The organism is Bacillus sp. V2I10 (genome assembly GCF_030817055.1).
Taxonomy (GTDB): domain Bacteria; phylum Bacillota; class Bacilli; order Bacillales; family Bacillaceae; genus Bacillus_P.
This window is the reverse complement of the sequence record NZ_JAUSYV010000001.1, coordinates 282,329-307,626: the sequence shown is the minus strand read 5'-3', so window position 1 is coordinate 307,626 and position 25,298 is coordinate 282,329. Positions and strand designations below refer to the sequence as shown.

Genomic DNA, 25,298 nt, shown 5'->3' with positions numbered 1-25,298 from the left:
ATAAGGTGCTATTTGAGATATATTTTTCTATGGATAAAAAGGTATATTGGAGGCCTGAAAATGGATAACCGATACGCAGTAATTTTAGCTGCAGGACAAGGCACTAGAATGAAATCAAAGCTTTATAAAGTGCTGCATCCAGTTGGCGGAAAGCCGATGGTTCAGCATGTTGTTGATGAAGTTTCTAAATTAGATTTAAGCAAAATCGTTGCCATTGTAGGTCACGGAGCGGAAAAAGTACAAGATCAGCTTGGCGAAAGCGTCCAATATGCTGTCCAGGGTGAACAGCTTGGAACGGCTCATGCTGTTATGCAGGCAGCAGCTTATTTAGAAGATCAAGAGGGAACGACTATTGTTATCTGCGGAGATACTCCTTTAATAACAGCAGAAACAATGGCATCATTACTTTCTCATCATACAGAGATTAAAGCAAAAGCTACAATTCTTACAGCGAAAGCAGAAGATCCTGCCGGTTACGGCCGCGTCGTCAGAAATGCGGAAGGCCACGTTGAAAAAATTGTAGAGCATAAAGATTCAAATGCAGAAGAGCTCTTGATCAAGGAGATCAATACAGGCACTTATTGCTTTGACAACCGCGCTCTTTTTGATGCGCTGAAGAAAGTGTCAAATGACAATTCCCAAGGTGAATATTATCTTCCAGATGTGATTGAAATTCTTAAAACAAACAATGAAATCGTTTCTGCATTCCAGACGGCATCATTCGAAGAGACGCTTGGAGTAAATGATAGAGTAGCTCTTGCGCAAGCTGAGCAGTATATGAAAAAGCGGGTAAACGCCTTTCATATGAAAAACGGGGTTTCCATTATTGATCCTGAGAACACATACATCTCAAGTGATGCTAAAATTGGACGGGACACTGTGATTTACCCTGGCACTGTTATTTCAGGCAATACTGTTATTGGAGAAGATTCTATTATTGGACCCCATACAGAAGTGAAAGACTGCACGGTTGGAGATCGCACAACAATCCGCCAGTCTGTTGCACATGACAGTGAAATCGGTCATGATGTAAATATCGGGCCTTTTGCGCACATCAGACCTGCATCGTCTATTGCGGATGAGGTGAAGATCGGCAACTTTGTTGAAATCAAGAAATCATCAATGGGCAAAGCAAGCAAAGCTTCTCATTTAAGCTATATCGGCGATGCTGAAGTCGGCGCAGATGTGAACCTAGGCTGCGGATCCATTACTGTTAATTACGATGGCAAGAATAAATTCCTTACAAAAATTGAGGACGGTGCTTTCATAGGCTGCAATTCAAACTTAATTGCTCCGGTAACAGTCGGTCAAGGTGCGTATGTTGCAGCAGGCTCGACAATTACAGATGATGTACCTGGCAAGGCGCTTTCTATTGCGCGTGCAAGACAAGTGAATAAAGATGGGTACATGAATTAAAGAATGCGCAAGAAATCATACTTCTCAATATTATAAAACCTAGTGGAGGTCTCCTTTAAATATGTCTAATCGTTATGCAGATTCTAATTTAAAGATTTTTACATTAAACTCGAACACAGCTTTAGCTGAAGAGATTGCAGATGAAGTTGGTGTTGATTTAGGTAAATGTTCGGTAACTCGTTTCAGTGATGGGGAAGTTCAAATTAACATTGAAGAAAGTATCCGCGGCTGTGACGTTTTCGTTATTCAATCAACGAGCGCGCCAGTTAATGAACACTTAATGGAAGTATTGATCATGGTTGATGCGCTTAAGCGTGCCTCTGCTAAAACAATCAATATTGTTATGCCTTATTATGGCTATGCGCGTCAAGACCGCAAAGCGCGTGCACGTGAGCCGATTACCGCTAAGCTTGTTGCAAACTTGCTTGAAACGGCAGGCGCAGACCGCGTCATCACTCTTGATCTGCATGCTCCGCAAATTCAGGGATTCTTTGACATCTTAATTGACCATCTAATGGGTGTGCCGATTCTTTCAGAGTACTTCCTTGAAAAAGACTTAAAGGACATCGTGATTGTTTCGCCTGACCACGGCGGCGTAACGCGTGCCCGCAAGCTTGCAGACCGTTTGAAAGCGCCGATTGCAATCATCGACAAACGCCGTCCGAGACCAAATGTAGCTGAAGTAATGAACATTGTAGGTAACATTGAAGGCAAAACAGCTATCCTAATTGATGATATAATTGATACAGCCGGAACGATTACACTTGCTGCTAACGCATTAGTGGAAAACGGGGCAACAGAAGTATATGCTTGCTGTACTCATCCTGTTTTATCAGGACCTGCGATCGAGCGTATCCAAAACTCAAATATTAAAGAATTGGTTGTTACGAATTCAATTGTTTTGAGTGAAGAGAAGAAAATTAGCAAGCTGAAACAGCTATCAGTTGCTCCGCTAATTGGTGAAGCTATTATCCGCGTTCATGAAGAGCAATCTGTCAGCACTCTTTTTGATTAATGCTTTTGAAAAACACCCTCGCTGTTTTTTTTGCCCTGAGGGTGTTTTTGTATTATAAAAATCGTTTAAGAAGCTATATAGGGAAGAAGATAACGAGACGAAACCATCCTTTTCTAAGAAAAATGTTTAGACGCTGGCAATAATGGGAATTAAATAAGACATAACTTATCGTTAGGAAGGTGTTTTGGACTATGACAACATTAAAAGTACAAGAACGAACAGTATTTACAAACTCAGCAAGAAAAAAGGTTCGTGAACAGGGACAAGTTCCTGCTGTCATTTATGGAAAGTCAACGGATACAAAATCAATCTCCTTAGATAGCATTGAATTAATTAAAACGCTGCGTGATGAAGGACGCAACGCCATTATAAAGCTTGATTTAGATGGAAAATCACATTCGGTTATGCTGTATGACATGCAGACAGATCCGCTCAAAAACGAAATCATTCATGCTGACTTCCATGTCGTCAACCTTAAAGAAGACGTTGTCGTTGAGGTTCCGATTACGCTGACAGGCGATGCAGCAGGGGTAAAAGACGGCGGAGTGCTTCAGCAGCCAATGTATCAGGCATCAATTACAGCTAAACCTGGTGATATCCCTCAGTCCATTGAGGTCGATATTACAGAGCTTGGCGTCAACGATACACTGACGATTAAAGATGTTAAGGTTTCTGGCAAGTACACATTCAATCATGAAGAAGATGAAGTTGTTGCTTCTATTTTGCCTCCGAAGCAAGAAGAAGAAATTGACAGCGGCGAGCAGCAAGAAGGCGGCGAACCAGAACGTGTTGAAGGCAGAGAGAACAAAGAAGATTCCTCTGAAGAAAATAAACAATCATAATTTACAGAACGTAGCCATTTAATGGCTGCGTTTTTTATGGTATTGTTTAAATAGAGAAAAAGATACTAAAACTAGGGTGATGATAGGTGATTGGGATAACTCTGCTCCAATCCGCATCATCCTTTTTGAACATAATTGAGCGAGTATAGCTAAGGTAGGTACACACTGTTGGTTAGCTTAGTTATACCACTTCTAGAATAAAGGCAGGTACGAGAATGAAACTATTCATTGGACTTGGGAATCCAGGGAAGCAATATGAGGATACACGGCACAATGTCGGCTTTATGGCGATTGACGAACTATCAAAGCGATTGAACATCCCTCTTGATCGTTCAAAGTTTAACGGAATCTTCGGAATCGGTCATGTTTCAGGCGAGAAAATCATATTATTAAAACCACTTACATATATGAACCTCTCAGGTGAATGCATCAGACCCTTGATGGACTATTATGAAATCGAGGAAAAAGACATTGCTGTCATTTACGATGATCTTGATTTACCCGCTGGAAAAGTGCGCCTGAGAATGAAGGGCAGTGCGGGCGGCCACAACGGAATCAAATCAATGATTACGCATTTAAACACCCAGGAATTTAATCGTGTGCGAATTGGAATCGACCGTCCGACAGGAGGAATGAGTGTTTCAAATTATGTATTGGGATCATTTGGGAAAGAAGAACAGCCAAGTATAAAAGACGCGATTGCAATTTCTGCAGATGCATGTGAAAGCTTTATTAAAGAGCCATTTTTACAGGTGATGAACAAATATAACTGAAGAGTATAAGCGAGCTCCTAAAGGTTCATACTAGAGTTAAAAACCTTTTCAGGAGGGCTTTTCATTGGCGCTACATTATAACTGCCGTCATTGCGGTGTAAAGGTTGGAACAATTGACAGCGTTTCAGTATACAGTGAACAATTGGGATTCCATCACCTGTCGCAGGAAGAGAGACAAGAAATGATATCATATGAGTCGAATGGCGATATACTTGTAAAAACCATTTGCGAGGATTGTCAGGAAGCATTAGAGAGAAATCCTGATTATCATCAGCTGCAGCGTTTTATTCAATAGGAAAAGCTTTGGTGACGAAAGGAACCAAGGCATTTTTCCGTTAAATCCAGTAACTGAGCTTATTGTGCAGGCGCCGGATTCTTGGGCCCTGTACTCTGCTTCTAATAGAGAGATCGACATCCGCCTTTCTATCACTAACAAAAGGGGAGGTTTTAGCCTTTGCAAAGTTTGCAGCATTACTTTTATGATAATGACGATTTTCAGACGATTATTGAAGGAGTTCACGGAGGCCTGAAAGAGCAGCTCGTAGCAGGCTTATCCGGCTCTGCAAGGTCTGTCTTCACGTCTTCACTTTATCAGCATTCAAAAAAACCGATTTTAATGATTACCCATAACCTGTTTCAGGCACAGAAGATCTATGAAGACCTGGCCAACCTTCTCGGAGATCAGGTTCTTCTTTATCCTGTAAACGAATTAATTGCTTCTGAGCTTGCTGTAGCAAGCCCTGAGTTAAAAGCACAGAGAATGGAAGTACTGAATCAATTATCTCAAGATAAAAGAAAAATTATAGTTGCTCCGGTCGCAGCGCTCAGAAGGTTCTTGCCGCCGAAAGAAGCTTGGCTTGAAAATCAGTTTCATTTAAAGCTTGGACAAGAATTAAATCTTGAAAAAACGATGGCATCCTTAATTACGATGGGGTATGAAAGAGCCGGAATGGTTTCTGCCCCCGGAGAGTTCAGTTTAAGAGGCGGTATTATGGATATCTATCCTCTTACTGAAGAATACCCGATTCGGATTGAACTGTTTGATACAGAGATTGATTCGATCCGCTCTTTTAACAGCGAAGATCAGCGTTCAATTGCTAAGCTTATAGAAGTTCATATCGGTCCTGCAGAGGAACTCGTTGTTGATCAAAGCAGAATCACTGCATGCATACAGAAGCTGGAAAGTGGTTTAGCCTACAGCTTGAAGCGGCTGAAAGATGAAAAACAAAAAGAGATTCTGGCAGAGAATATCGGCTATGAGCTTGAACAATTAAGGAACGGCCAATTTAATCAGGAAATGTTTAAATATCTTTCATACTTTTATGAGAAGCCTGCTAGTTTACTAGATTATTTTCATGAGCAGACCATTGTAGTCATGGATGAAGTCAGCAGAATTCAGGAAATGTACGAAAATCTTGAAAAAGAAGAGGCTGACTGGTATACGAGCCTGCTTGAGCACGGGAAAATTGTGAATGATGTTAAAATGTCCCATAAATATACGGATGTTTTAACAAAAACAAAGCATCCGCTAGTCTATCTATCCTTATTTTTGCGTCATGTCCCGCATACAAGTCCTCAGAATATCTTAAATGTGTCATGTAAGCAGATGCAGAATTTTCATGGGCAAATGAATGTGCTGAAAAGTGAAATTGATAGATGGAAAAAAGCAAAATTCTCTGTTGTATTTCTTGGTGCTACGGAAGAAAGAGTCAAAAAGCTTGAGGGTGTGCTGGCTGATTATGACATTACTGCTGCTTTTTTGAAAAAAAATGAAGCGCCAAAGCTTGGCAATCTCTACATTATGGAAGGCGATCTGCAAACGGGGTTTGAACTCCCGCTGCAAAAGCTTGCCGTTATTACAGAGGAAGAGCTTTTTAAAAAGAGAGTGAAAAAACAGCCAAGAAGCCAGAAAATATCAAATGCAGAAAGAATTAAGAGCTATTCGGAACTTCAAGTCGGAGATCATGTTGTTCATGTGAATCACGGGATCGGTAAATACTTGGGCATTGAAACCCTCGTAATAAATGGCGTGCACAAAGACTATCTGCATATCCGCTATCATGGCAGCGACAAGCTGTATGTTCCTGTTGAACAAATTGATCTGATTCAGAAGTATGTAGGCTCAGAGGGAAAAGAGCCAAAGATTTACAAGCTTGGCGGCAGTGACTGGAAGCGGGTTAAGAAGAAAGTTGAATCCTCTGTCCAGGATATAGCCGATGACTTAATCAAGCTTTATGCCGAGAGGGAAGCAAGTGTAGGCTATGGGTTTTCGCCTGATAGCGAGATGCAGCGCGAGTTTGAATCGATTTTTCCATATCAGGAAACAGAGGATCAGCTCCGCTCCATTCATGAAATCAAGCTTGATATGGAAAGAGAACGGCCGATGGACCGGCTTCTTTGCGGTGATGTGGGCTATGGTAAAACAGAGGTTGCAATCCGTGCTGCATTTAAAGCCGTTGCTGATGGTAAGCAGGTCGCCCTTCTGGTTCCGACGACCATCCTTGCACAGCAGCATTTTGAAACAGTCCGGGAGAGGTTTCAGGATTACCCGATTAATATAGGCTTGCTCAGCCGCTTTAGATCAAGAAAAGAAATGAACGAAACAGTAAAAGGTCTGAAAAACGGCACTGTTGACATGGTTATTGGGACACACCGCCTTTTATCTAAAGATGTTACGTACAAAGAGCTGGGCCTTTTGATTATCGATGAAGAGCAGCGCTTTGGTGTTACACATAAAGAGAAAATTAAACAAATGAAGGCAAACATCGATGTCCTGACTTTAACAGCTACCCCAATCCCGCGTACGCTCCATATGTCAATGCTTGGAGTCCGCGATTTGTCTGTTATCGAAACACCGCCTGAGAACCGGTTCCCTGTACAGACATATGTCGTTGAATATAATGGCGGGTTCGTCCGTGAAGCGATTGAAAGAGAACTTGCAAGGGGCGGCCAAGTCTACTTTTTATACAACCGCGTAGACGATATTGACCGCAAAGCAGATGAAATATCTATGCTTGTACCTGATGCACGTGTGACATACGCTCATGGAAAAATGTCCGAGAATGAACTTGAATCAACGATGCTTAATTTCCTTGATGGACAATTTGATGTGCTTGTCAGTACGACAATCATTGAAACAGGGGTTGATATTCCAAATGTGAATACGCTGATCGTCCATGATGCCGATAAGATGGGTCTCTCTCAGCTCTATCAGCTAAGGGGCCGTGTCGGACGTTCCAGCCGAATTGCGTATGCTTACTTTACGTACCGAAAAGACAAAGTGCTGACTGAAGTAGCGGAAAAACGCCTGCAGGCAATTAAAGAGTTTACAGAGCTGGGTTCGGGCTTCAAAATTGCGATGCGCGACCTTTCTATCCGCGGAGCAGGAAATCTGCTTGGTGCACAGCAGCATGGATTCATCGATTCTGTTGGTTTTGATCTTTATTCTCAAATGCTGAAGGAAGCAATTGAGGAACGAAGAGAAGACGGTCCGAAAGAGAAACCGTTCCAGGTTGAAATCGATCTTGAGGTAGATGCTTACTTGCCGGAAGAGTACATTTCAGATGGCAGACAGAAGATCGACATCTATAAACGATTCAGAGCTGTTGCTTCTTTAGCTGATTTAGAAGAGCTGCAGGAAGAAATTGTCGACAGATTCGGGGATTATCCGGCAGAGGTAGGCTATCTTCTGCAGATTGCAAAGCTTAAAGTTTTTGCTGTCCAGGAAAAGGTAGATATGATCAAGCAGGTAAAAGACTCAGTAGCCCTTTACGTCAGTGAAGATGCGAGCAGGCTGGTCGACGGGCAGAAGCTGTTTGAGCTGAGCAACAAATACGGCAGAGCCGTCGGTCTCGGAATGGACGGTAAAAGGCTTAAAATCACCATCCAGACAAAAGGAGTTATAGCTGATAAATGGCTGAAGATTGTATCAGAGCTTTTAAATGGTTTAGGCTCGGTAAAAAAAGAAGAGATTTCTGCTAATTGAGTTTAATACCCGTTCTTTTTGTCTAAGCTGAAAAGAAAATACTGCCTATTTAAGAAAATTTCGCTGTGTTTGTGTATATTGCGTGTTTTAGTGAAGGATACTATCCCTAAGCAATGGTGATTGTTGAAAAAAGAAGCTCACTTTAGCTGGAGTCAACAATCATCAAGTACACAATCATCAAGTGAAAGTGAGGCAGCATTAGATGAAAGCAACTGGTATAGTACGTCGTATTGATGATTTAGGCCGTGTGGTAATCCCGAAGGAAATTCGCAGAACCCTGCGCATTAGAGAAGGAGATCCACTTGAAATCTTCGTCGATCGAGACGGAGAAGTGATATTGAAAAAGTATTCACCAATAAGCGAGCTTGGCGATTTTGCAAAAGAATATGCTGATGCTCTATATGACAGCCTTGGACATCCCGTGCTGATATGTGACCGTGACACATACATAGCAGTTTCAGGAGGCTCTAAAAAGGAATACATGAATAAAAATATAAGCGAACAGGTAGAAAAAGCAATGGAAGAACGCAGCTCTGTGCTGAACACAGAAGGCGGGAATATCCAATTGATAGATGGAACAAGCGAAGAGCTTAAATCCTTCACAGTTGGACCGATTGTTGCCAATGGAGATCCTATCGGTGCTGTTGTTATCTTTTCAAAGGATCAGGCTGTAGGAGAAGTAGAGCATAAAGCAGTAGAAACGGCAGCTGGGTTTTTGGCGCGCCAAATGGAACAGTAGTCATTATTCATATGGTTTTATCCAGGCAGCGATTTTTGCTGCCTTTTCCTATTGAATGCAGATGGAGCGGGTTACATATTGTGGTATAATAGGCACGTTCAGCTTAAAATTGGAAGGAGAATTGGGCGATGAACGTCCGTTCTGATACATCAGCAAATCTCTTTCTGCAAGGTGCCTTTGTACTGACACTTGCGGGACTGATTATAAAGATAATGAGCGCTGCTTACAGGGTGCCCTATCAAAATATTGTCGGAGACATAGGGTTTTACATATACCAGCAGGTTTATCCTTTTTACGGAATTGCCATAATGCTTGCTACAACCGGATTTCCGGTCATTATTTCAAAATTAATCATCGAATTTGGAGACAGAGAAAACGATTCCTCGATTTTTTCTATTATAAAGATTTCCTTTTTGTTCTTAATTGCAGTTTGTTCTTTATTCTTTTTATGCCTCTATTTTGGTGCAGTGTACATTTCAGAAATCATGGGGGACTCAGAGCTTGCCCCGCTGCTTAAGATTATTTCATTTTCTTTTCTGCTGCTTCCCTTTATATCTATTGCGAGAGGTTATTTTCAAGGCTCTGATAATATGCTTCCTACTGCTCTCTCCCAAGTGACAGAACAAGGGATCAGAGTTGTGACGATCCTTTTCTTTTCATATATTCTGATTCACAATGGATACTCCCTTTACGAAGCGGGAGAAGGAGCTTTATTCGGCTCATTGACAGGCGGGCTGGCTGCTGCTGCAGTGTTATCTGTATTTTTGGCAAGAGACAAAAAAAGAGGTTTTCCTTTTCAAACAGGGAAATCATCGGTTAACACAAAAACAATCGTTAAATATTTATTAATAAATACAATGACCATTTGCATCACAAGCTTAATGCTGATTTTCATCCAATTGATTGATGCGATGCAGCTATATTCGGCGCTTCGCTCAAACGGAATCGAAATGTCTGCTGCTAAAGCTCTAAAAGGCATATATGACAGGGGTCAGCCTCTGATTCAGATTGGGACTGTCGCAGCAACATCCTTTTCCTTATCTTTAGTTCCGCTTATCTCATATACGAAAAAGAATCATGAAGCTTACGTGATTGCAGATAAAATAACAAGCTCCATGAAAATCTGCACGGTAATCGGAACAGGTGCAGCAGCAGGCCTGATTATGATTATGGAGCCGACAAACATCATGCTGTACCGGGATGCATCGGGAACGAAAGTGCTTGCTGTTTTAGGCGTTTCAGTCATTTTTACATCCTATGCCCTGACACTTTCTGCGATCTTGCAAGGGCTAAGTTTCACTTTTTTTCCTGCAGCTGCAGTTCTGATTGGAACAGCAGTTAAACTTGGTTTAAACATTCTGTTGGTTCCCTCGATGAATACGGAGGGAGCAGCCGTTGCAACAATTGCTGCATATGCAGTGATCAGTCTTCTGAATGCCTATTATTTGAAAACGAAAGGCTACATGCTGATCAGCTGGATGGATATTCTCAAAACTGCCGCCGCTGCAGGTCTGATGGTTGCGGTACTTTCCCTTTATATGTCGGTCTTTAATCAATATTGGGCGGACCATGACCGTGTGGCGGCTGCAATTGGATCATTAACGGGTGCTTTAACAGGAGCGGTGATCTATCTAATGGCCATTTTAAAACTATCTATTTTTACAAATAATGAACTAGCTGCATTTCCGGGCGGAAAAAAGCTTGAGAAATTTTTAAAATAAATGAAACGGGGTATGGAATGATGGCGAAAAAGATTACAGTTGTAGGACTTGGGGGCTCAGATGCCAGTCATTTGCCGCTTGGAGTTTATCGTAAACTTACATCAGCCTCCCACTTGTTTTTAAGAACAAAAGAACATCCTGTGGTTGATGAACTGTGGGCAGAACTGCAAGATTTCAGGACATTTGATCACCTTTACGAAGAGAATGACAAGTTCGGTGATGTTTACGCTAAAATTGAACTGGAGCTATACAAGGAAGCGGAAGATAAAGAGATTATTTATGCTGTTCCTGGACATCCGCTTGTTGCAGAGCAGACGGTGCAATTGCTTCTTCAAAATGGCGGACAGAAAGGCTATGAGATCCATATAGCTGGAGGCCAAAGCTTTTTAGATGCCACATTTACTGCGCTTCAAATCGATCCGATTGATGGGTTTCAAATGGTTGACGGTCTGACTATGAAGAGAGAACAGTTAAATTTCAGACAGCATTTGATTATTTGCCAGGTATATGATCAAATGGTTGCTTCTGAAGTGAAATTAACTCTGATGGAAGATTTGCCTGATGACTATGAGGTTAAGATTATTACGGCGGCCGGCAGCAGTGAGCAAATGATCGTAAAGGTACCCCTTTTTGAGCTTGACCGGGTTACGTCGGTTAACAACTTAACAAGTGTGTATGTACCTCCAGCAGAAGATGAGAGCATTCTGAATCATCAATTTTCAGCACTGCGCGCGGTAATTGCGGAGCTTCGAGGGCCAAATGGGTGCCCGTGGGATTTAAAGCAGACCCATCAGTCCCTGAAAAAATATTTAATTGAAGAATGCTATGAGTTAATAGAGGCCATTGACGAAGAGGATGATGAACATGTGGTTGAAGAACTTGGTGATGTTCTGCTTCAGGTCATGCTGCATTCTCAAATTGGCTCAGACGATGGCATGTTTTCCATTGATGATGTCATCAGAACATTAACAGAAAAAATGATCCGAAGACATCCTCATGTTTTTTCAACTGCTGTTGTAAGCGGAACAGACGAAGTACTGTCGAACTGGCAGGAGATAAAACGTGCAGAGAAGGGATCTGATGAAAAAGAATCCCTATTGAAATCCATTGCCGGATCACTCCCTGCATTATCTAAGGCCTACCATATTCAAAAGAAGGCTGCAAAAGTCGGTTTTGACTGGGATCATGCTGAGTCAGCGTGGGAAAAGGTTCATGAAGAGATGCAGGAATTCAAGGCTGAAACAGCAGAAAATCATGCTGATCAAACCAAGATCCTGGCGGAGTTTGGGGACATCCTCTTTGCACTGGTCAACATCGGCAGATTTTATGGAGTTGAACCTGAGGAAGCCTTATCGGCAACCAATCATAAATTTAAACGACGATTCGAATATATTGAGAAAAAGGCAGTTGAACTGAATCTAAACCTGGAACAAATGTCTCTTGAACAAATGGATTCTTACTGGGATGAAGCAAAAAGCAAAGGGCTATAAAGGGGTGCTAAAAAGATGAGACTAGATAAATTTTTGAAGGTTTCAAGACTGATTAAAAGAAGAACACTTGCAAAAGAAGTGTCTGACCAAGGCAGAATAACGGTAAATGGCACAGTTGCAAAAGCAAGTTCTATTGTAAAATTAGGTGATGAGCTTGCCATTCGATTTGGGCAAAAACGCATCATCGTGAAAATTGAAAACCTGCAGGATTCTTCTAAAAAAGAGGATGCAGCGGGCATGTATTCACTTGTAAAAGAAGAAAAAATCAGCGAAGAATAGAATTTGATATCATGTGAGGGCTTGTTCTATTTCGCATTCTTGGCTCATAGAAATAGGTAAGAATATTTCTTAGAAGAATGCGGGGGTTGGCAATGAATCAATATTATGATAATCAATCACAGCCTAAGGGAACGATCCAGGAGCATGATGTTATTATGAGAGGCCGTAAACTGCTTGATATTACAGGCGTTACACATGTTGAAAGCTTTGATAATGAAGAATTTCTGCTTGAGACGGTGATGGGTGCTCTTGCTATCCGCGGTGAGAATCTCCAAATGAAAAATTTGGACGTAGATAAAGGGATCGTCTCAATAAAAGGAAGAATTTTTGATCTCGTTTATCTGGATGAGCATCAGACGGAGAAAGCTAAAGGACTCTTTAGCAAGTTATTTAAATGACGCTCTCCACTCAATTCCTGACGATGCTTTCCATGGTTTGTTCAGGCTGTTTTATTGGCGCTTCACTAGATACTTACGGCCGCTTTCTTATGCGGCCGAGAAGAGCCAAATGGGTTGTATTCATAAATGACATCCTATTCTGGCTCGTACAGGGCCTCCTTTTATTTTATATTCTCCTGAATGTGAATGAAGGAGAATTCCGCATATACATTCTGCTTGCCCTGGTGTGCGGATATGCGGCATATCAAAGCTTGATCAAAGGCATTTACTTAGCGCTTCTCGAATTCATTATTAAGTGTGCAGTAGGCATTTATAAGACGATGCTGAAGATGGGAAACTTCTTTTTAATTAAGCCTATTGTTGGCCTTTTTAATTTATTGACAGCAATAATAAGCGGACTTGTCATTTTTTTATGGAACTTGTTAAAATGGATGGCAAGAGTGGTTTATGCCATTGCAAAGGTGCTGTTATCTCCCGTTTTTTGGATCTTAAAAGGATTGTGGAGACTGGTTCCATTGTCCATCAGAAACTTTTTTTACAGGTTTTTCAAAAAAACGGCAGGACTTTATGAGAAAATCAAGAATAAGAGTGGTAACTTATGGATTTCGTGGAAAAAGAAGAAATAAAGGAGGCTAATGAATGAGTCTCGCTAAAGACCGGAAAATTACGCAGCTTCAATCACAGTATATGCAGCAGCAGGAGCGGAAAGATCAGATATTAAAAAGGCGAAAACGCGGATTGATCAGACGGCTGACATTATTTGGATTGATTGCGGCGGTAACTTCTGTTATCGTATTAACGACTCTTATATCTCAATCCAGTGCCATTAATGAGAAGGTTCATCAAAAGAAAGAACTTCAAACTCAATTAACGGAGCTTCAAAAAGAGGAAAAGGTATTAGAGGAAGAAATCGTAAAGTTGAATGATGATGAGTATATTGCTAAAATTGCTCGTCGGGACTATTTTTTATCTGAAGATAATGAGATTATCTTCACGTTGCCAAAAAAAGATAAAGAGTAGTGTTGTTGACACTTGATTTTTGGATTATGTATAATTAAATAAATGAGTTTTTTATGTTTATTAAGGAGGAGCATTTTTTTTATGTCGATAGAAGTTGGCAGCAAGTTACAGGGTAAGGTAACGGGCATTACAAATTTCGGAGCGTTCGTAGAGCTTTCGGGTGGCACTACAGGACTCGTCCACATCAGTGAAGTTGCTGATAATTATGTGAAAGATATTAACGATCACTTAAAAGTCGGTGACGAGGTAACCGTTAAAGTCATCAATGTAGAGAAAGACGGAAAAATTGGCTTGTCAATTAAAAAGGCAATTGATCGTCCTGAGCGCCCAGAACGTTCAGAACGCCCGAATCGCTCAGACCGTCCAAACCGCTCAGATCGTCCAAGAGGCAGAACGAACACAAATGAATTCCGCCCTAAAGAGAATTTTGAGCAAAAAATGAGCAGATTTTTAAAAGACAGTGAGGATCGCTTATCATCACTTAAACGCAATACAGAATCAAAGCGCGGCGGTCGCGGAGCAAGAAGAGGTTAACTTGCTGCTATCTGATATAAATGCTGAAACGGCAGAGGAAGTACATGAGAATGTGCTTTCTTTTTTTATGGATAAGGAAGTATGTTGATATCCGCATTCGTGTCTATAGCTCCAGATTTTGTGCTGGGCCCCACTAGTATCAGGCAAAAGGATAGGGGTTCGCAAATAAATGGGTTGTTTTCGCTAATAGGATAAGTGGTCAGGTCTGTTTTTTTTCACTGCCGAAGCGTCCAGGCGGTTCTGCATATCTTTATCTGCTCAAAACGAGTGAACGATTTTTCATGAATAGATCCCATTTATTCCGACAGCGTTTACTGAATATTTCAACTTTCTTTTTTTTTGTTGACGAAAGTCGAAATCCTTTGTATTATATATCTTGTGCCTTATAACATTTGGCAGTTAAAATGGCGGTGTAGCTCAGCTGGCTAGAGCGTACGGTTCATACCCGTGAGGTCGTGGGTTCGACTCCCTCCGCCGCTACCATTTTTTCCGGCCCGTTGGTCAAGCGGTTAAGACACCGCCCTTTCACGGCGGTAACACGGGTTCGAATCCCGTACGGGTCATCATGATGAAAACCCTGATTTTCCTTAATGGAAAATCAGGGTTTTTTGTTGTTTTATTATGAAAATAAAAAGCTTTTTCGGACATTTTGTCGCTATTCAAAAAAACAGTCGAACGTTTCTTGGGATAAGCTTCCTTCTTTTGACAAAATCTTTTTTTTGCCTTCGATATAATAACCACATCATTAAAAAGTGGGGGAATGAAAATATGGAAAAGGTAGAAAGAAGGGTTATCGAGCCGATTACGGAAGTGAATCTTGAGAGAACGCATCAATGGTTTAATCGTTCAGTTCATCGTTTTGGGACAAGACTGCAGCTGCTCTTTTTGCATAAAGGTCTTCTTTATGTGCTGATCGGCTTTCTGCTGGGAAGAGCACTTATTTTAACTGAAGTACTTCCTTTTGCGCTGCCGTTCTTTGGCGCTGTCCTCTTAATGAAAAAAGATAAAGCGCTATTATCCTCGCTTGCTCTGATCGCAGGAGCTGTCACGATATCGTGGCAGACCTCTCTATTTGTTACTGCCTCTATCCTTATCTTTCTGATCATGAAAAAAATAACCTCTCTTTTCTATAAAGATAAAATGAAAGCATTGCCGTTTGTTGTTTTCCTTTCGATGATGCTGACTAGAATCGGCTACTTCTATCTGCAGGGTTCCCTTACATTGTACGATTATATGATGGCAGGGGTTGAGTCAGGACTTGCTTTTATTCTGACACTTATTTTTCTGCAGAGCTTGCCTCTTATATCAGCCAGGAAGTACAAGCAGTCTCTTAAAATAGAAGAAATCATATGCATTATGATTCTGCTTGCTTCCGTGCTGACCGGTTTTGTTGGGGTCTCCTATCAGGAGCTTCAGGCAGAGCATATTTTATCGAGATATATTGTCCTGCTGTTTGCTTTTATCGGCGGATCGAGCATTGGCTGCACAGTAGGTGTTGTAACCGGCTTAATCTTGAGTCTTGCCAATGTCGGAAATCTCTATCAAATGAGTCTCCTTGCCTTCTCAGGGTTACTTGGAGGGCTCTTAAAAGAAGGTCAGAAGTTCGGGGCGGCCATCGGTTTGTTAATCGGATCTCTGCTGATTTCTCTTTACGGAGAAGGGTCAACCGACCTGATGAAAAACTTATCGGAATCACTCATTGCCATTGGGTTATTTCTATTAACACCAAAGGCAATTACAAATAAATTAGCTAAGCATATTCCAGGAACAAACGAACATACACAGGAACAGCAGCAGTATGTAAGAAAAATCAGGGATGTAACGGCCCATCGGGTAGATCAATTCTCTCAAGTATTTCATGCCCTTTCAGAAAGCTTTGTCACGTTCTATGAAAAAAGTGAAGAGTCAGAAGATCAAAGGGGGACCGACTTGTTTTTAAGCACCATAACTGAAAAAACGTGCCAGACCTGTTTCAAAAAAGAACGGTGCTGGGTGCAGAACTTTGATACAACCTATGACTTTATGAAGACAATTATGCATGAAAGCAAAGAAAATACGTATCACGGTAACCGGAAATTAAAAAAGGAATTTGAGAGATATTGTTCAAAACCGAAAAAAGTAGAGGAGGCTATTGAACAGGAAATTAACTATTACGACGCTAATGAAAAGTTAAAAGAGCAGGTGCAGGAGAGCAGAAGGCTTGTAGCGGAACAGTTGATGGGGGTTTCGCAGGTCATGGAGGATTTTGCAAAGGAAATCAAGCGTGAACGAGAAAATCATTTTGTTCAGGAAGAACAAATTCTTGAGGCGCTTCAAAGCTTCGGGATTGAAATCGGCCACGTAGATATTTACAGCCTGGAGCAGGGAAATGTTGATATCGAGATGAGTATTCCATTTTGCAATGGACACGGGGAGTGCGAGAAGATCATCGCACCAATGCTCTCTGATATTCTGGAAGAGTCAGTGATTGTCAAACATGAAGAATGCTCGAGCTATCCGAACGGATATTGTCATGTATCCTTCGGTTCTTCGAGAACATATAGAGTTGATTCTGGTGTGGCTCACGCGGCAAAAGGAGGAGGTCTTGTTTCCGGAGACAGTTATTCAACGATTGAACTCGGTTTTGGAAAATACGCCATTGCGATCAGTGACGGCATGGGAAATGGAGTGAGAGCTCATTTCGAGAGCAATGAGACAATAAAGCTGCTACAAAAGATTCTGCAGTCCGGAATTGAAGAAAAAGTTGCAATTAAGACAATAAATTCCATTTTATCTCTAAGAACGACGGACGAAATTTTTTCAACGCTCGATTTGGCTATTGTTGATCTGCAGGATGCAACCTGCAAATTTTTAAAGATTGGATCCACACCAAGCTTTATTAAACGCGGCGATCAAATCATGAAAATTCAAGCCAGCAATTTGCCGATGGGAATCATTGAGGAATTTGATGTTGATGTCGTTGGAGAACAGCTGAAGGCGGGAGATCTTCTGATCATGATGAGTGATGGAATCTTTGAAGGGCCAAAGCATGTGGAGAATCATGATTTGTGGATGAAGAGAAAAATAAAAGAATTGGAGACAATGGATCCGCAAGAGGTGGCAGATTTAATTATGGAGGAGGTTATTCGTACGAGAGCAGGCAAGATTGAGGATGATATGACGGTGGTTGTAGCCAAAATCGATCATAATACTCCTAAATGGGCTTCTATTTCAACGTCCAAACATTACAAAAAGCAAAATGTGATGTAGAAGAATCACCCTTTAAATAAGCCCCTTCTAAAGTATAAAACTCTTATTTCGTGGCGAGGATGGTAGTACATTATTTCCTTGGTGATAAGAGGATATTAGGAGGGGACTTAAATGAATAAGGGAAAATTAAAACAAATTCTGCTTATAACAGACGGCTGCTCCAATCACGGTGAAGATCCGATTGCGATGGCGGCTCTGGCAAAAGAACAAGGAATTTCAGTGAACGTAATCGGAATCGTAGAAGAAAATGTGATTGATCAGGAGGCGATCGATGAGATTGAAGGGATAGCTGTGTCGGGCGGAGGCGTTAGCCAGATTGTTTATGCTCATCAGCTCTCTCAAACGGTGCAAATGGTAACAAGGCAAGCAATGACTCAAACTCTGCAAGGGGTGGTCAATTCTGAACTTCAGCAAATCCTTGGGAAGAAAGTGACGATGGAGGAGCTTTCGCCTGAAAAACGGGGAGAGGTGATGGAAGTAGTCGATGAGCTTGGAGAAACGATCAGCATGGAGATTTTAATATTAGTAGATATGAGCGGAAGTATGAAGCCGAAGCTGCCGACTGTAAAAGAATCACTTTTGGATTTATCTATCAGCTTAAATTCGAGAATTGGGGAAAATCAATTTTCAGTGTCTGTATTTCCTGGGAAAAAGGATGAAGTTGAAACCATTTTGGAATGGACGCCGAAACTTGAATCTCTCTCCTCTATTTTTCCTAAACTTACAACTGGCGGCATTACACCGACTGGACCGGCTATTCGTGATGGCATCCACTCGTTTAAGAAAAAGCGTTCTTTAAGGAGTTTGCTCTCAGATGATGAACAATACTTCAGCGAATCAAACATGTAAAGTGGCACCAGGCACCATTATTAAGGGAAAGTGGCATCATCAGCAGTACCGGATATTGAAACCTCTTGGTCAGGGTGCTACAGGGATTGTCTATTTAGCGGAAGGAAAACATGGACTTTCAGCTCTTAAAGTAAGTGAGAACAGCATGTCCATTACTTCTGAAGTGAATGTCCTTAAACACTTTTCAAAGGTCCAGGGGAATTCCCTTGGGCCTGCTTTAATTGATGTAGATGATTGGATGAATCCCAGAACCCAAACGCAAGTTCCCTTTTATGTAATGGAATATATTAAAGGAAAGCAATATCTTGATTTTATCCACAACAATGGCCATGAATGGATTGGTGTTTTAACAATTCAGCTTCTCTCGAATCTGCAGGAGCTCCATCAGGCAGGCTGGGTTTTCGGCGATTTGAAACCGGAGAATCTGATTGTGGCTGACAGGCCGGTTCAGCTCAGGTTTATAGATGTTGGAGGAACAACGCTTAAGGGCAGGTCGATAAAAGAGTTTACCGATTTTTTTGATAGAGGGTACTGGGGACTCGGGACCCGCAAGGCGGAGGCGGAGTATGATCTTTTTGCAGCTGCTATGATCGTGATCAATTCTGTTTATCCTAAACGGTTTAAAAAGCAGGGCGACGGAGGCGGTCAGCTGAATGCTGTTATTCAGTCAAATCCTTACTTGCGGCAGCATTCTGCCGTTTTAAATAATGCCATCTTGGGAAAATACAAGTATGCTTCTGAAATGAAACAGGATTTCCTGCAGTCTCTTTATCCAAAGAGGAGCAGAAAGCCCCCTGCCTCAGTAAGACAACCTGCTCCAAATCAACAGCAGAAAAAAACGCGAGTGCAGGTTAAAAAGAAGAGCAAAGTAAGCGGATGGCTCGAAACTGTGATGATTATTGCTGCTTTATGCATTATCTATTCGTTCTATGTTTATCACTATCTCATGTAAATTTGATAAATGTGTGAACGGGGGACTTCTTTTTTGCAGAGGCCAAAGCATGCGTGATAGTATTAAAGTGCACTCATTATAGAATGTGCTTCTCGGACAGGATGCGTTTTAGGAAAAACTTATTAAATAATGCTATAAAAGAGGAATGCCATGCTAGAACGTTTTCGGACTTTTCTTAATGTTAACGATATAAACGATGCAACCGTTGTGATTGGGGTTTCAGGCGGACCTGATTCGCTCGCCCTTCTTCATTTATTTATGAGGTTTCAGCAAGCTTATCAGCTTAAAATCATTGCTGCTCATGTGGATCATATGTTTAGAGGTTCACAATCCGAAGAAGAAATGGAATTTGTTAAGCACTATTGCCGTTCGAATGGTGTTCCATGTGAAGCTGTTCAGCTGAACGTTCCCGATTTCGCCAGGGAGCACCCTGAAATGAGCTCTCAGAATGCAGCCAGAGAATGCCGCTACGCTTTCTACAGCAAAGTAATGGAAAAGTATGATGGAAATTTTTTGGCTTTAGGGCATCATGGCGATGATCAGGTTGAGACCATTTTAATGAGAATGACTAGAGGCGGAATGGGTGCTTCTATTGCAGGAATTCCTGAAATACGTGATTTTGACAGCGGGAAAATCATTCGTCCTTTCTTATCTTTTACAAAAGAACAAATTCTTACTTACTGCCTTGACCAGAAGCTTGCTCCGCGGTTTGATCCAAGCAACGAGAAACTTGACTATACGAGAAATCGCTTTCGCAAACATATTTTGCCGTTTCTTAAGGAAGAAAACCCAAAGGTTCATGAAAGATTTCAGTTTTTCAGCAGAACATTTAGAGAAGATGAGCAGTTCTTACAGGAATTAACGAAAGAAAAATTGAATACAGTATTGAAAAGGAAAGAAAAGAACGAAATCGAACTGAATATTGAAATGTTTAAAACCCTGCCTATGCCTTTACAAAGAAGAGGTATTCAACTAATATTAAACTATCTTTACGAAGATATTCCATCTTCCCTTTCTTCTATACATATAGAGAGTCTTCAGTCTTTACTCTCGCAAAAACATCCTTCCGGTTCACTTGATTACCCAGACGGTCTAAAAGTAATCAAATCCTATCAAACGTGTTTGTTTACTTTTGAACAAAACACAGACCAGTCATATGAGATGCAGGTGCAGATACCTTCTAGCACAGCCCTCCCAAACGGGTATATCTTAACTTGTGAAATTGCGGACAGGAGTCCTGATGATCTGTCAGGGAACCATGTGTTCGTCATGCCTTATTCTTCTTTGAACAAGCCCTTGCTGATCCGCACAAGAAGGCAGGGCGATAAAATCAAACTGAAAGGCATGAACGGTACGAAAAAAGTAAAAGATATATTTATTGATGCTAAAGTACCGATCAATAAGAGAAACAGCTGGCCTGTTTTAGAAGATGGCAGCGGTAATATCCTCTGGCTTCCCGGCCTTAAGAAATCTTCATTTGAAGAATACGGGTTATCCGAGGGCGATTGTGTTGTACTGGAATATAAAGAGCAATGACTTTGTAGGGGGCAACTTGTAATGAAGCAGGATATCGAAAAAGTATTAATCACAGAAGAAGAGATCAGTGTCAAAGTAAAAGAATTGGGCAAAGTGCTTACAGAAGAATATAAAGACCGCTTTCCGCTCGCAATTGGTGTTTTAAAAGGTGCAATGCCTTTTATGGCGGATCTGCTGAAGAACATCGATACATACTTGGAAATGGACTTTATGGATGTTTCGAGTTATGGTACATCTACAGTCTCTTCTGGAGAAGTTAAGATCCTTAAGGATTTGGATACTTCAGTTGAAGGCAGAGACATTCTTATCATTGAAGATATCATCGACAGCGGTTTAACGCTAAGCTACTTAGTAGAGCTTTTCCGTTACCGTAAAGCAAAAACAATCAGCATTGTGACTTTGCTTGATAAACCGACTGGACGCAAAGCTGATATTCAGGCAGATTATGTATGCTTTGAAGTTCCGGATGCATTTGTAGTCGGCTATGGTTTAGATTACATTGAACGCTACCGCAATCTTCCGTATATCGGCGTACTGAAGCCTGAAATTTATCAAAATAACTAACACTGGATTTTGTCAAGTATACAAATAGCTAATTAGTTGTATTGGTATGATTTTCTATGATACTATTTAAAATAGTTGTGTTTACTGTGGGAGGAGGTAAGGAATGAATCGGATCTTCCGTAATACCATATTTTATTTATTAATCTTTTTAGTGGTTATTGGAGTCGTCAGTTTTTTCCAAGGGAACAATACAAAAACTGAACCATTAACTTACAGCACGTTCATTTCCGAACTTGAGGCTGGAGATGTTGAAGAAATTACCATTCAGCCGCTGCGCGGGGTTTATGAAGTTAAAGGTAAGTTAACTAATTATAAAGAAGATGAGTTATTTGTAACTCATGTATTAAGCGACAAAGCTTTGGACCGTGTGGATGCTGCTGCCCAGGGTGAAAAAACGAGCGTTAAGTTCGTTCCTGCAGAAGAAACCAGCGGATGGGTAACGTTCTTTACATCCATCATTCCTTTTGTCATTATCTTCATTCTCTTCTTCTTCTTGCTTAATCAGGCTCAGGGCGGCGGCAGCCGTGTCATGAACTTTGGTAAAAGCAAAGCTAAGCTTTACAGCGAAGAAAAGAAAAAAGTCAGATTTAAAGATGTTGCAGGTGCAGATGAAGAGAAGCAAGAGCTTGTTGAAGTCGTGGAATTCCTGAAGGATCCACGTAAATTTGCAGAGCTTGGCGCCCGCATTCCTAAAGGTGTTCTTCTTGTAGGACCTCCTGGAACAGGTAAAACGCTTCTTGCACGTGCTGCTGCCGGAGAAGCTGGCGTGCCGTTCTTCTCAATCAGCGGATCTGATTTCGTTGAAATGTTTGTCGGTGTAGGGGCTTCCCGTGTTCGTGACTTGTTTGAGAATGCGAAAAAGAACGCACCGTGTATTATCTTTATTGATGAAATTGATGCAGTTGGCCGTCAGCGCGGCGCTGGTCTTGGCGGAGGCCATGATGAGCGTGAGCAGACCCTTAACCAATTGCTTGTTGAAATGGACGGATTCGGCGGAAATGAAGGAATCATTATGATTGCTGCTACAAACCGCCCTGACATTCTTGATCCTGCTTTATTGCGTCCAGGCCGTTTTGACCGTCAAATTACGGTTGACCGTCCTGATCTTAAAGGTCGTGAGGCAGTGCTTCAAGTACATGCCCGCAACAAGCCTTTAGATGATGGTGTCAATTTAAAATCGATCGCTGCCCGTACACCTGGATTCTCAGGGGCAGATCTTGAAAACCTTCTGAATGAGGCTGCACTTGTTGCTGCCCGCCGCAATAAGAAAAAGGTCGATATGACAGATATTGATGAAGCTACAGACCGTGTAATTGCAGGTCCTGCGAAGAAGAGCCGTGTTATTTCTCAAAAAGAACGCAAAATTGTTGCCTATCACGAGGCAGGGCATACAATTATCGGAGTAATTCTTGATGAGGCTGATATGGTGCACAAAGTAACAATCGTACCACGCGGTCAAGCTGGCGGATACGCTGTTATGCTTCCGAAAGAGGATCGTTACTTTATGACGAAGCCTGAGCTTCTTGATAAAATTACCGGACTACTCGGTGGACGTGTAGCTGAGGACATCGTGTTTGGCGAAGTCAGCACAGGAGCATCCAATGACTTCCAGCGTGCGACAGGCATTGCCCGCCGTATGGTAACAGAGTTTGGTATGAGTGATAAGCTTGGGCCATTGCAATTTGGCCAATCGCAAGGACAAGTGTTTTTAGGACGCGACTTCAACAGCGAGCAGAACTATAGTGATGCCATTGCACATGAAATTGATATGGAAGTGCAGCGCTTCATTAAAGAAAGCTATGAGCGCGCTAAGAAGATTCTTACTGAAAATCGTGACAAATTAGAGCTGATTGCTCAAACACTGCTTGAAATTGAAACACTCGATGCAGAACAGATTAAACACCTTGTGGATCATGGCACATTGCCGGATCGACCAGCTGCTGATCTCGACAAAAAACAAGAAGATGTGAAAGTGAACATCCTCCCAAAAAAGGATGAAGAACAAACATCTGAAATACATGAAGATCGAAAAGAAGATTAATTGGTCTTTAGAAGAACCGCATGTTCATTATGAGCTTGCGGTTCTTTCTTTTTGCATTTCATCTTCTAAAAAGAATAAAATGGAGATGTTGTTTATTTCGGGAAATAAAAACTGATTCAGTTCTTATTTTTATACGATTCGATTTCTTACCTCATATGATATGATTGGAAAGAATGAACCTTAAAAAGTGAAAAGAAACTATACAAAGTGGTGATACATATGTTTTTAGTATTGGATGTAGGGAATACAAATACCGTTTTAGGCGTTTTTGAGAGTGATGAACTAAAACATCACTGGCGTATTGAAACGACAAGAAACAAAACGGAAGATGAGTTTGGCATGCTGATCAAATCATTATTTGAACATGAAGGTATAAAGCTTACAGATATTAAAGGAATTATTATTTCGTCCGTTGTTCCTCCAATTATGTTCTCGCTCGAGAGAATGTGTTCAAAGTACTTTAAGCAAAAGCCTTTAGTAGTTGGACCGGGAATTAAAACAGGTTTGAACATAAAATATGAGAATCCGCGTGAGGTTGGTGCTGACAGAATTGTTAATGCAGTGGCAGGCATCCATTTATACGGAGGACCTTTGATTATTGTGGACTTTGGTACAGCCACAACCTATTGTTATATCAATGAGGAAAAACAATATATGGGGGGAGCTATTGCCCCGGGAATTAACATTTCAACAGAAGCGTTATATTCAAGGGCGGCTAAACTTCCAAGAATTGAAATTGCAAGACCGGACGATATTATTGGAAAAAATACTGTGAGTGCGATGCAGGCCGGTATTTTATTTGGCTATGTGGGACAAGTAGAAGGCATTGTTAATAGAATGAAACAGCAGTCAAAAGCAGAGCCTAAGGTTATTGCTACAGGAGGACTGGCATCATTGATTGCATCTGAATCGAATGTAATTGAAATTGTCGATCCTTTCCTGACGTTAAAAGGCCTGCAGCTTATTTATGAAAGAAACAGCATTTAATTTGGAAGGTGAGATTACAATGGATTATTTAGTGAAGGCGCTTGCGTTTGACGGGCAAGTGCGTGCATATGCTGCAAAAACAACAGATACAGTAGGAGAAGCGCAAAGAAGGCACCAGACATGGCCGACTGCATCAGCGGCTTTAGGCCGGTCTATGACAGCTGGAGTCATGCTTGGATCTATGCTTAAAGGCGAAAATAAAATGACGATCAAAGTTGAGGGAGGCGGGCCTATCGGTGTCATTGTTGTAGACAGCAATGCAAAAGGCGAGGTGAGAGGCTACGTCACAAACCCTCAAACTCATTTTGACCTTAACGAAAAAGGGAAGCTTGATGTCGCAAGAGCAGTAGGCACCTCAGGCATGCTTTCCATTGTGAAGGATCTTGGAATGAAAGAACATTTTACAGGTTCGGTTCCCATCGTGTCTGGTGAATTAGGTGAGGATTTCACCTATTATCTTGTATCCTCAGAGCAGGTTCCTTCGTCTGTGGGCGTTGGAGTACTTGTTAATCCGGATAATACAATCCTTGCAGCAGGAGGATTCATTATTCAATTAATGCCGGGTACGGATGAATCAACCGTTACAGAAATCGAAAAGCGTCTTGGCAGTGTAGAGCCAATCTCGAAGTTAATTCAAAAAGGATTAACTCCAGAAGAAATTCTTTTTGAAGTATTAGGTAAAGAAAACGTGAAGCTGATAGATAAACATTCCGTTGCCTTCCATTGCCCTTGCTCCCGAGAAAGAATCGCAAATGCCATTATCAGCCTAGGTGCCGAAGAAATTCAAAGTATGATTGAAGAAGATGGGAAAGCAGAAGCAGAATGTCATTTCTGCAATGAGAGATATCATTTCAATAAAGAAGAATTAACAGAGCTTAAGGAAAGTGCCTCAAACTGAACAATGAAAC

At 41.4% G+C, this 25,298-nt stretch carries 22 protein-coding genes and 2 tRNA genes; all 24 read left to right on the top strand.

Annotated features, from left to right (window positions below):
• Positions 1–60: 60 nt before the first annotated feature.
• The 24 genes from glmU (at position 61) to hslO (ending at position 25,288) form a co-directional block, all read left to right on the top strand.
• Entirely contained in the window at positions 61–1,416 is a 1,356-nt protein-coding gene (gene glmU, locus QFZ72_RS01715) for a bifunctional UDP-N-acetylglucosamine diphosphorylase/glucosamine-1-phosphate N-acetyltransferase GlmU (RefSeq protein WP_307428659.1), read from the top strand.
• A 61-nt stretch (positions 1,417–1,477) separates the two neighbouring features.
• Positions 1,478–2,431, top strand: a complete 954-nt coding sequence (locus tag QFZ72_RS01710; RefSeq protein ID WP_307428657.1) for a ribose-phosphate diphosphokinase — start codon at positions 1,478–1,480, stop codon at positions 2,429–2,431.
• A 191-nt stretch (positions 2,432–2,622) separates the two neighbouring features.
• The gene (locus QFZ72_RS01705) at positions 2,623–3,273 is read left to right on the top strand and encodes a 50S ribosomal protein L25/general stress protein Ctc (RefSeq protein ID WP_307428655.1); all 651 of its coding nucleotides are present in this window, start codon (positions 2,623–2,625) and stop codon (positions 3,271–3,273) included.
• A gap of 215 nt (positions 3,274–3,488) precedes the next feature.
• Complete coding sequence (gene pth / locus QFZ72_RS01700; protein WP_307428652.1) at positions 3,489–4,046, top strand: aminoacyl-tRNA hydrolase; 558 nt, start codon at positions 3,489–3,491, stop codon at positions 4,044–4,046.
• Positions 4,047–4,110: 64 nt separating this feature from the next.
• The gene (fin, locus tag QFZ72_RS01695; protein WP_252203018.1) at positions 4,111–4,341 is read left to right on the top strand and encodes an anti-sigma-F factor Fin; all 231 of its coding nucleotides are present in this window, start codon (positions 4,111–4,113) and stop codon (positions 4,339–4,341) included.
• Positions 4,342–4,500: 159 nt separating this feature from the next.
• A complete protein-coding gene (gene mfd, locus QFZ72_RS01690; RefSeq protein WP_307428649.1) occupies positions 4,501–8,031 on the top strand; it encodes a transcription-repair coupling factor in 3,531 nt (1,176 codons plus the stop codon).
• Positions 8,032–8,233: 202 nt separating this feature from the next.
• Positions 8,234–8,770 (top strand): stage V sporulation protein T, encoded by a 537-nt coding sequence (gene spoVT, locus QFZ72_RS01685; RefSeq protein ID WP_070877654.1) that lies wholly within the window; start codon positions 8,234–8,236, stop codon positions 8,768–8,770.
• Positions 8,771–8,898: 128 nt separating this feature from the next.
• Positions 8,899–10,491: a putative polysaccharide biosynthesis protein gene (locus QFZ72_RS01680; protein WP_307428642.1), complete on the top strand. Its 1,593-nt coding sequence runs from the start codon at positions 8,899–8,901 to the stop codon at positions 10,489–10,491.
• A gap of 20 nt (positions 10,492–10,511) precedes the next feature.
• A complete protein-coding gene (gene yabN / locus QFZ72_RS01675) occupies positions 10,512–11,981 on the top strand; it encodes a bifunctional methyltransferase/pyrophosphohydrolase YabN (protein ID WP_307428639.1) in 1,470 nt (489 codons plus the stop codon).
• A gap of 15 nt (positions 11,982–11,996) precedes the next feature.
• Complete coding sequence (locus QFZ72_RS01670) at positions 11,997–12,260, top strand: RNA-binding S4 domain-containing protein (protein ID WP_223438892.1); 264 nt, start codon at positions 11,997–11,999, stop codon at positions 12,258–12,260.
• Positions 12,261–12,352: 92 nt separating this feature from the next.
• Positions 12,353–12,658, top strand: a complete 306-nt coding sequence (gene yabP, locus QFZ72_RS01665; RefSeq protein WP_070877658.1) for a sporulation protein YabP — start codon at positions 12,353–12,355, stop codon at positions 12,656–12,658.
• Positions 12,655–13,284: a spore cortex biosynthesis protein YabQ gene (gene yabQ, locus QFZ72_RS01660; RefSeq protein ID WP_307428632.1), complete on the top strand. Its 630-nt coding sequence runs from the start codon at positions 12,655–12,657 to the stop codon at positions 13,282–13,284. Before yabP ends, yabQ begins: the two co-directional genes overlap by 4 nt.
• Positions 13,285–13,297: 13 nt before the next feature.
• The gene (locus QFZ72_RS01655) at positions 13,298–13,678 is read left to right on the top strand and encodes an FtsB family cell division protein (protein WP_252203028.1); all 381 of its coding nucleotides are present in this window, start codon (positions 13,298–13,300) and stop codon (positions 13,676–13,678) included.
• Between the two features lie 81 nt (positions 13,679–13,759).
• Entirely contained in the window at positions 13,760–14,212 is a 453-nt protein-coding gene (locus QFZ72_RS01650) for a S1 domain-containing RNA-binding protein (protein ID WP_070877661.1), read from the top strand.
• A 406-nt stretch (positions 14,213–14,618) separates the two neighbouring features.
• Positions 14,619–14,695 (top strand) — tRNA-Met (locus QFZ72_RS01645).
• Positions 14,696–14,703: 8 nt separating this feature from the next.
• Positions 14,704–14,775, top strand: a tRNA-Glu gene (locus QFZ72_RS01640).
• A 205-nt stretch (positions 14,776–14,980) separates the two neighbouring features.
• Positions 14,981–17,461 (top strand): stage II sporulation protein E, encoded by a 2,481-nt coding sequence (spoIIE, locus tag QFZ72_RS01635; protein WP_307428628.1) that lies wholly within the window; start codon positions 14,981–14,983, stop codon positions 17,459–17,461.
• 111 nt (positions 17,462–17,572) lie between these two features.
• Positions 17,573–18,310, top strand: a complete 738-nt coding sequence (locus QFZ72_RS01630; protein WP_307428626.1) for a vWA domain-containing protein — start codon at positions 17,573–17,575, stop codon at positions 18,308–18,310.
• Positions 18,276–19,262, top strand: coding sequence for a serine/threonine-protein kinase (locus QFZ72_RS01625; RefSeq protein WP_307428623.1), 987 nt, complete (start codon positions 18,276–18,278; stop codon positions 19,260–19,262). Before QFZ72_RS01630 ends, QFZ72_RS01625 begins: the two co-directional genes overlap by 35 nt.
• A 150-nt stretch (positions 19,263–19,412) precedes the next feature.
• Positions 19,413–20,798 (top strand): tRNA lysidine(34) synthetase TilS, encoded by a 1,386-nt coding sequence (gene tilS / locus QFZ72_RS01620; RefSeq protein WP_307428621.1) that lies wholly within the window; start codon positions 19,413–19,415, stop codon positions 20,796–20,798.
• Between the two features lie 21 nt (positions 20,799–20,819).
• Positions 20,820–21,362 (top strand): hypoxanthine phosphoribosyltransferase, encoded by a 543-nt coding sequence (gene hpt, locus QFZ72_RS01615; protein ID WP_307428618.1) that lies wholly within the window; start codon positions 20,820–20,822, stop codon positions 21,360–21,362.
• Positions 21,363–21,465: 103 nt separating this feature from the next.
• Positions 21,466–23,403: an ATP-dependent zinc metalloprotease FtsH gene (gene ftsH / locus QFZ72_RS01610; RefSeq protein ID WP_307428614.1), complete on the top strand. Its 1,938-nt coding sequence runs from the start codon at positions 21,466–21,468 to the stop codon at positions 23,401–23,403.
• 219 nt (positions 23,404–23,622) lie between these two features.
• Positions 23,623–24,390 (top strand): type III pantothenate kinase, encoded by a 768-nt coding sequence (locus tag QFZ72_RS01605; RefSeq protein ID WP_307428612.1) that lies wholly within the window; start codon positions 23,623–23,625, stop codon positions 24,388–24,390.
• Between the two features lie 19 nt (positions 24,391–24,409).
• On the top strand, positions 24,410–25,288 hold the full coding sequence (gene hslO / locus QFZ72_RS01600) for an Hsp33 family molecular chaperone HslO (RefSeq protein ID WP_307428610.1): 879 nt from the start codon (positions 24,410–24,412) through the stop codon (positions 25,286–25,288).
• The last annotated feature ends 10 nt before the right edge of the window (positions 25,289–25,298 follow it).

What these genes read in the sequence shown, in the direction of transcription:
- glmU (WP_307428659.1), top strand. Translation starts at nt 61, where the DNA reads ATGGATAACCGATACGCAGTAATTTTAGCTGCAGGACAAGGCACTAGA.
- QFZ72_RS01710 (WP_307428657.1), top strand. Translation starts at nt 1,478, where the DNA reads ATGTCTAATCGTTATGCAGATTCTAATTTAAAGATTTTTACATTAAAC.
- QFZ72_RS01705 (WP_307428655.1), top strand. Translation starts at nt 2,623, where the DNA reads ATGACAACATTAAAAGTACAAGAACGAACAGTATTTACAAACTCAGCA.
- pth (WP_307428652.1), top strand. Translation starts at nt 3,489, where the DNA reads ATGAAACTATTCATTGGACTTGGGAATCCAGGGAAGCAATATGAGGAT.
- spoVT (WP_070877654.1), top strand. Translation starts at nt 8,234, where the DNA reads ATGAAAGCAACTGGTATAGTACGTCGTATTGATGATTTAGGCCGTGTG.
- QFZ72_RS01680 (WP_307428642.1), top strand. Translation starts at nt 8,899, where the DNA reads ATGAACGTCCGTTCTGATACATCAGCAAATCTCTTTCTGCAAGGTGCC.
- yabN (WP_307428639.1), top strand. Translation starts at nt 10,512, where the DNA reads ATGGCGAAAAAGATTACAGTTGTAGGACTTGGGGGCTCAGATGCCAGT.
- QFZ72_RS01670 (WP_223438892.1), top strand. Translation starts at nt 11,997, where the DNA reads ATGAGACTAGATAAATTTTTGAAGGTTTCAAGACTGATTAAAAGAAGA.
- yabP (WP_070877658.1), top strand. Translation starts at nt 12,353, where the DNA reads ATGAATCAATATTATGATAATCAATCACAGCCTAAGGGAACGATCCAG.
- yabQ (WP_307428632.1), top strand. Translation starts at nt 12,655, where the DNA reads ATGACGCTCTCCACTCAATTCCTGACGATGCTTTCCATGGTTTGTTCA.
- QFZ72_RS01655 (WP_252203028.1), top strand. Translation starts at nt 13,298, where the DNA reads ATGAGTCTCGCTAAAGACCGGAAAATTACGCAGCTTCAATCACAGTAT.
- QFZ72_RS01650 (WP_070877661.1), top strand. Translation starts at nt 13,760, where the DNA reads ATGTCGATAGAAGTTGGCAGCAAGTTACAGGGTAAGGTAACGGGCATT.
- spoIIE (WP_307428628.1), top strand. Translation starts at nt 14,981, where the DNA reads ATGGAAAAGGTAGAAAGAAGGGTTATCGAGCCGATTACGGAAGTGAAT.
- QFZ72_RS01630 (WP_307428626.1), top strand. Translation starts at nt 17,573, where the DNA reads ATGAATAAGGGAAAATTAAAACAAATTCTGCTTATAACAGACGGCTGC.
- QFZ72_RS01625 (WP_307428623.1), top strand. Translation starts at nt 18,276, where the DNA reads ATGATGAACAATACTTCAGCGAATCAAACATGTAAAGTGGCACCAGGC.
- tilS (WP_307428621.1), top strand. Translation starts at nt 19,413, where the DNA reads ATGCTAGAACGTTTTCGGACTTTTCTTAATGTTAACGATATAAACGAT.
- hpt (WP_307428618.1), top strand. Translation starts at nt 20,820, where the DNA reads ATGAAGCAGGATATCGAAAAAGTATTAATCACAGAAGAAGAGATCAGT.
- ftsH (WP_307428614.1), top strand. Translation starts at nt 21,466, where the DNA reads ATGAATCGGATCTTCCGTAATACCATATTTTATTTATTAATCTTTTTA.
- QFZ72_RS01605 (WP_307428612.1), top strand. Translation starts at nt 23,623, where the DNA reads ATGTTTTTAGTATTGGATGTAGGGAATACAAATACCGTTTTAGGCGTT.
- hslO (WP_307428610.1), top strand. Translation starts at nt 24,410, where the DNA reads ATGGATTATTTAGTGAAGGCGCTTGCGTTTGACGGGCAAGTGCGTGCA.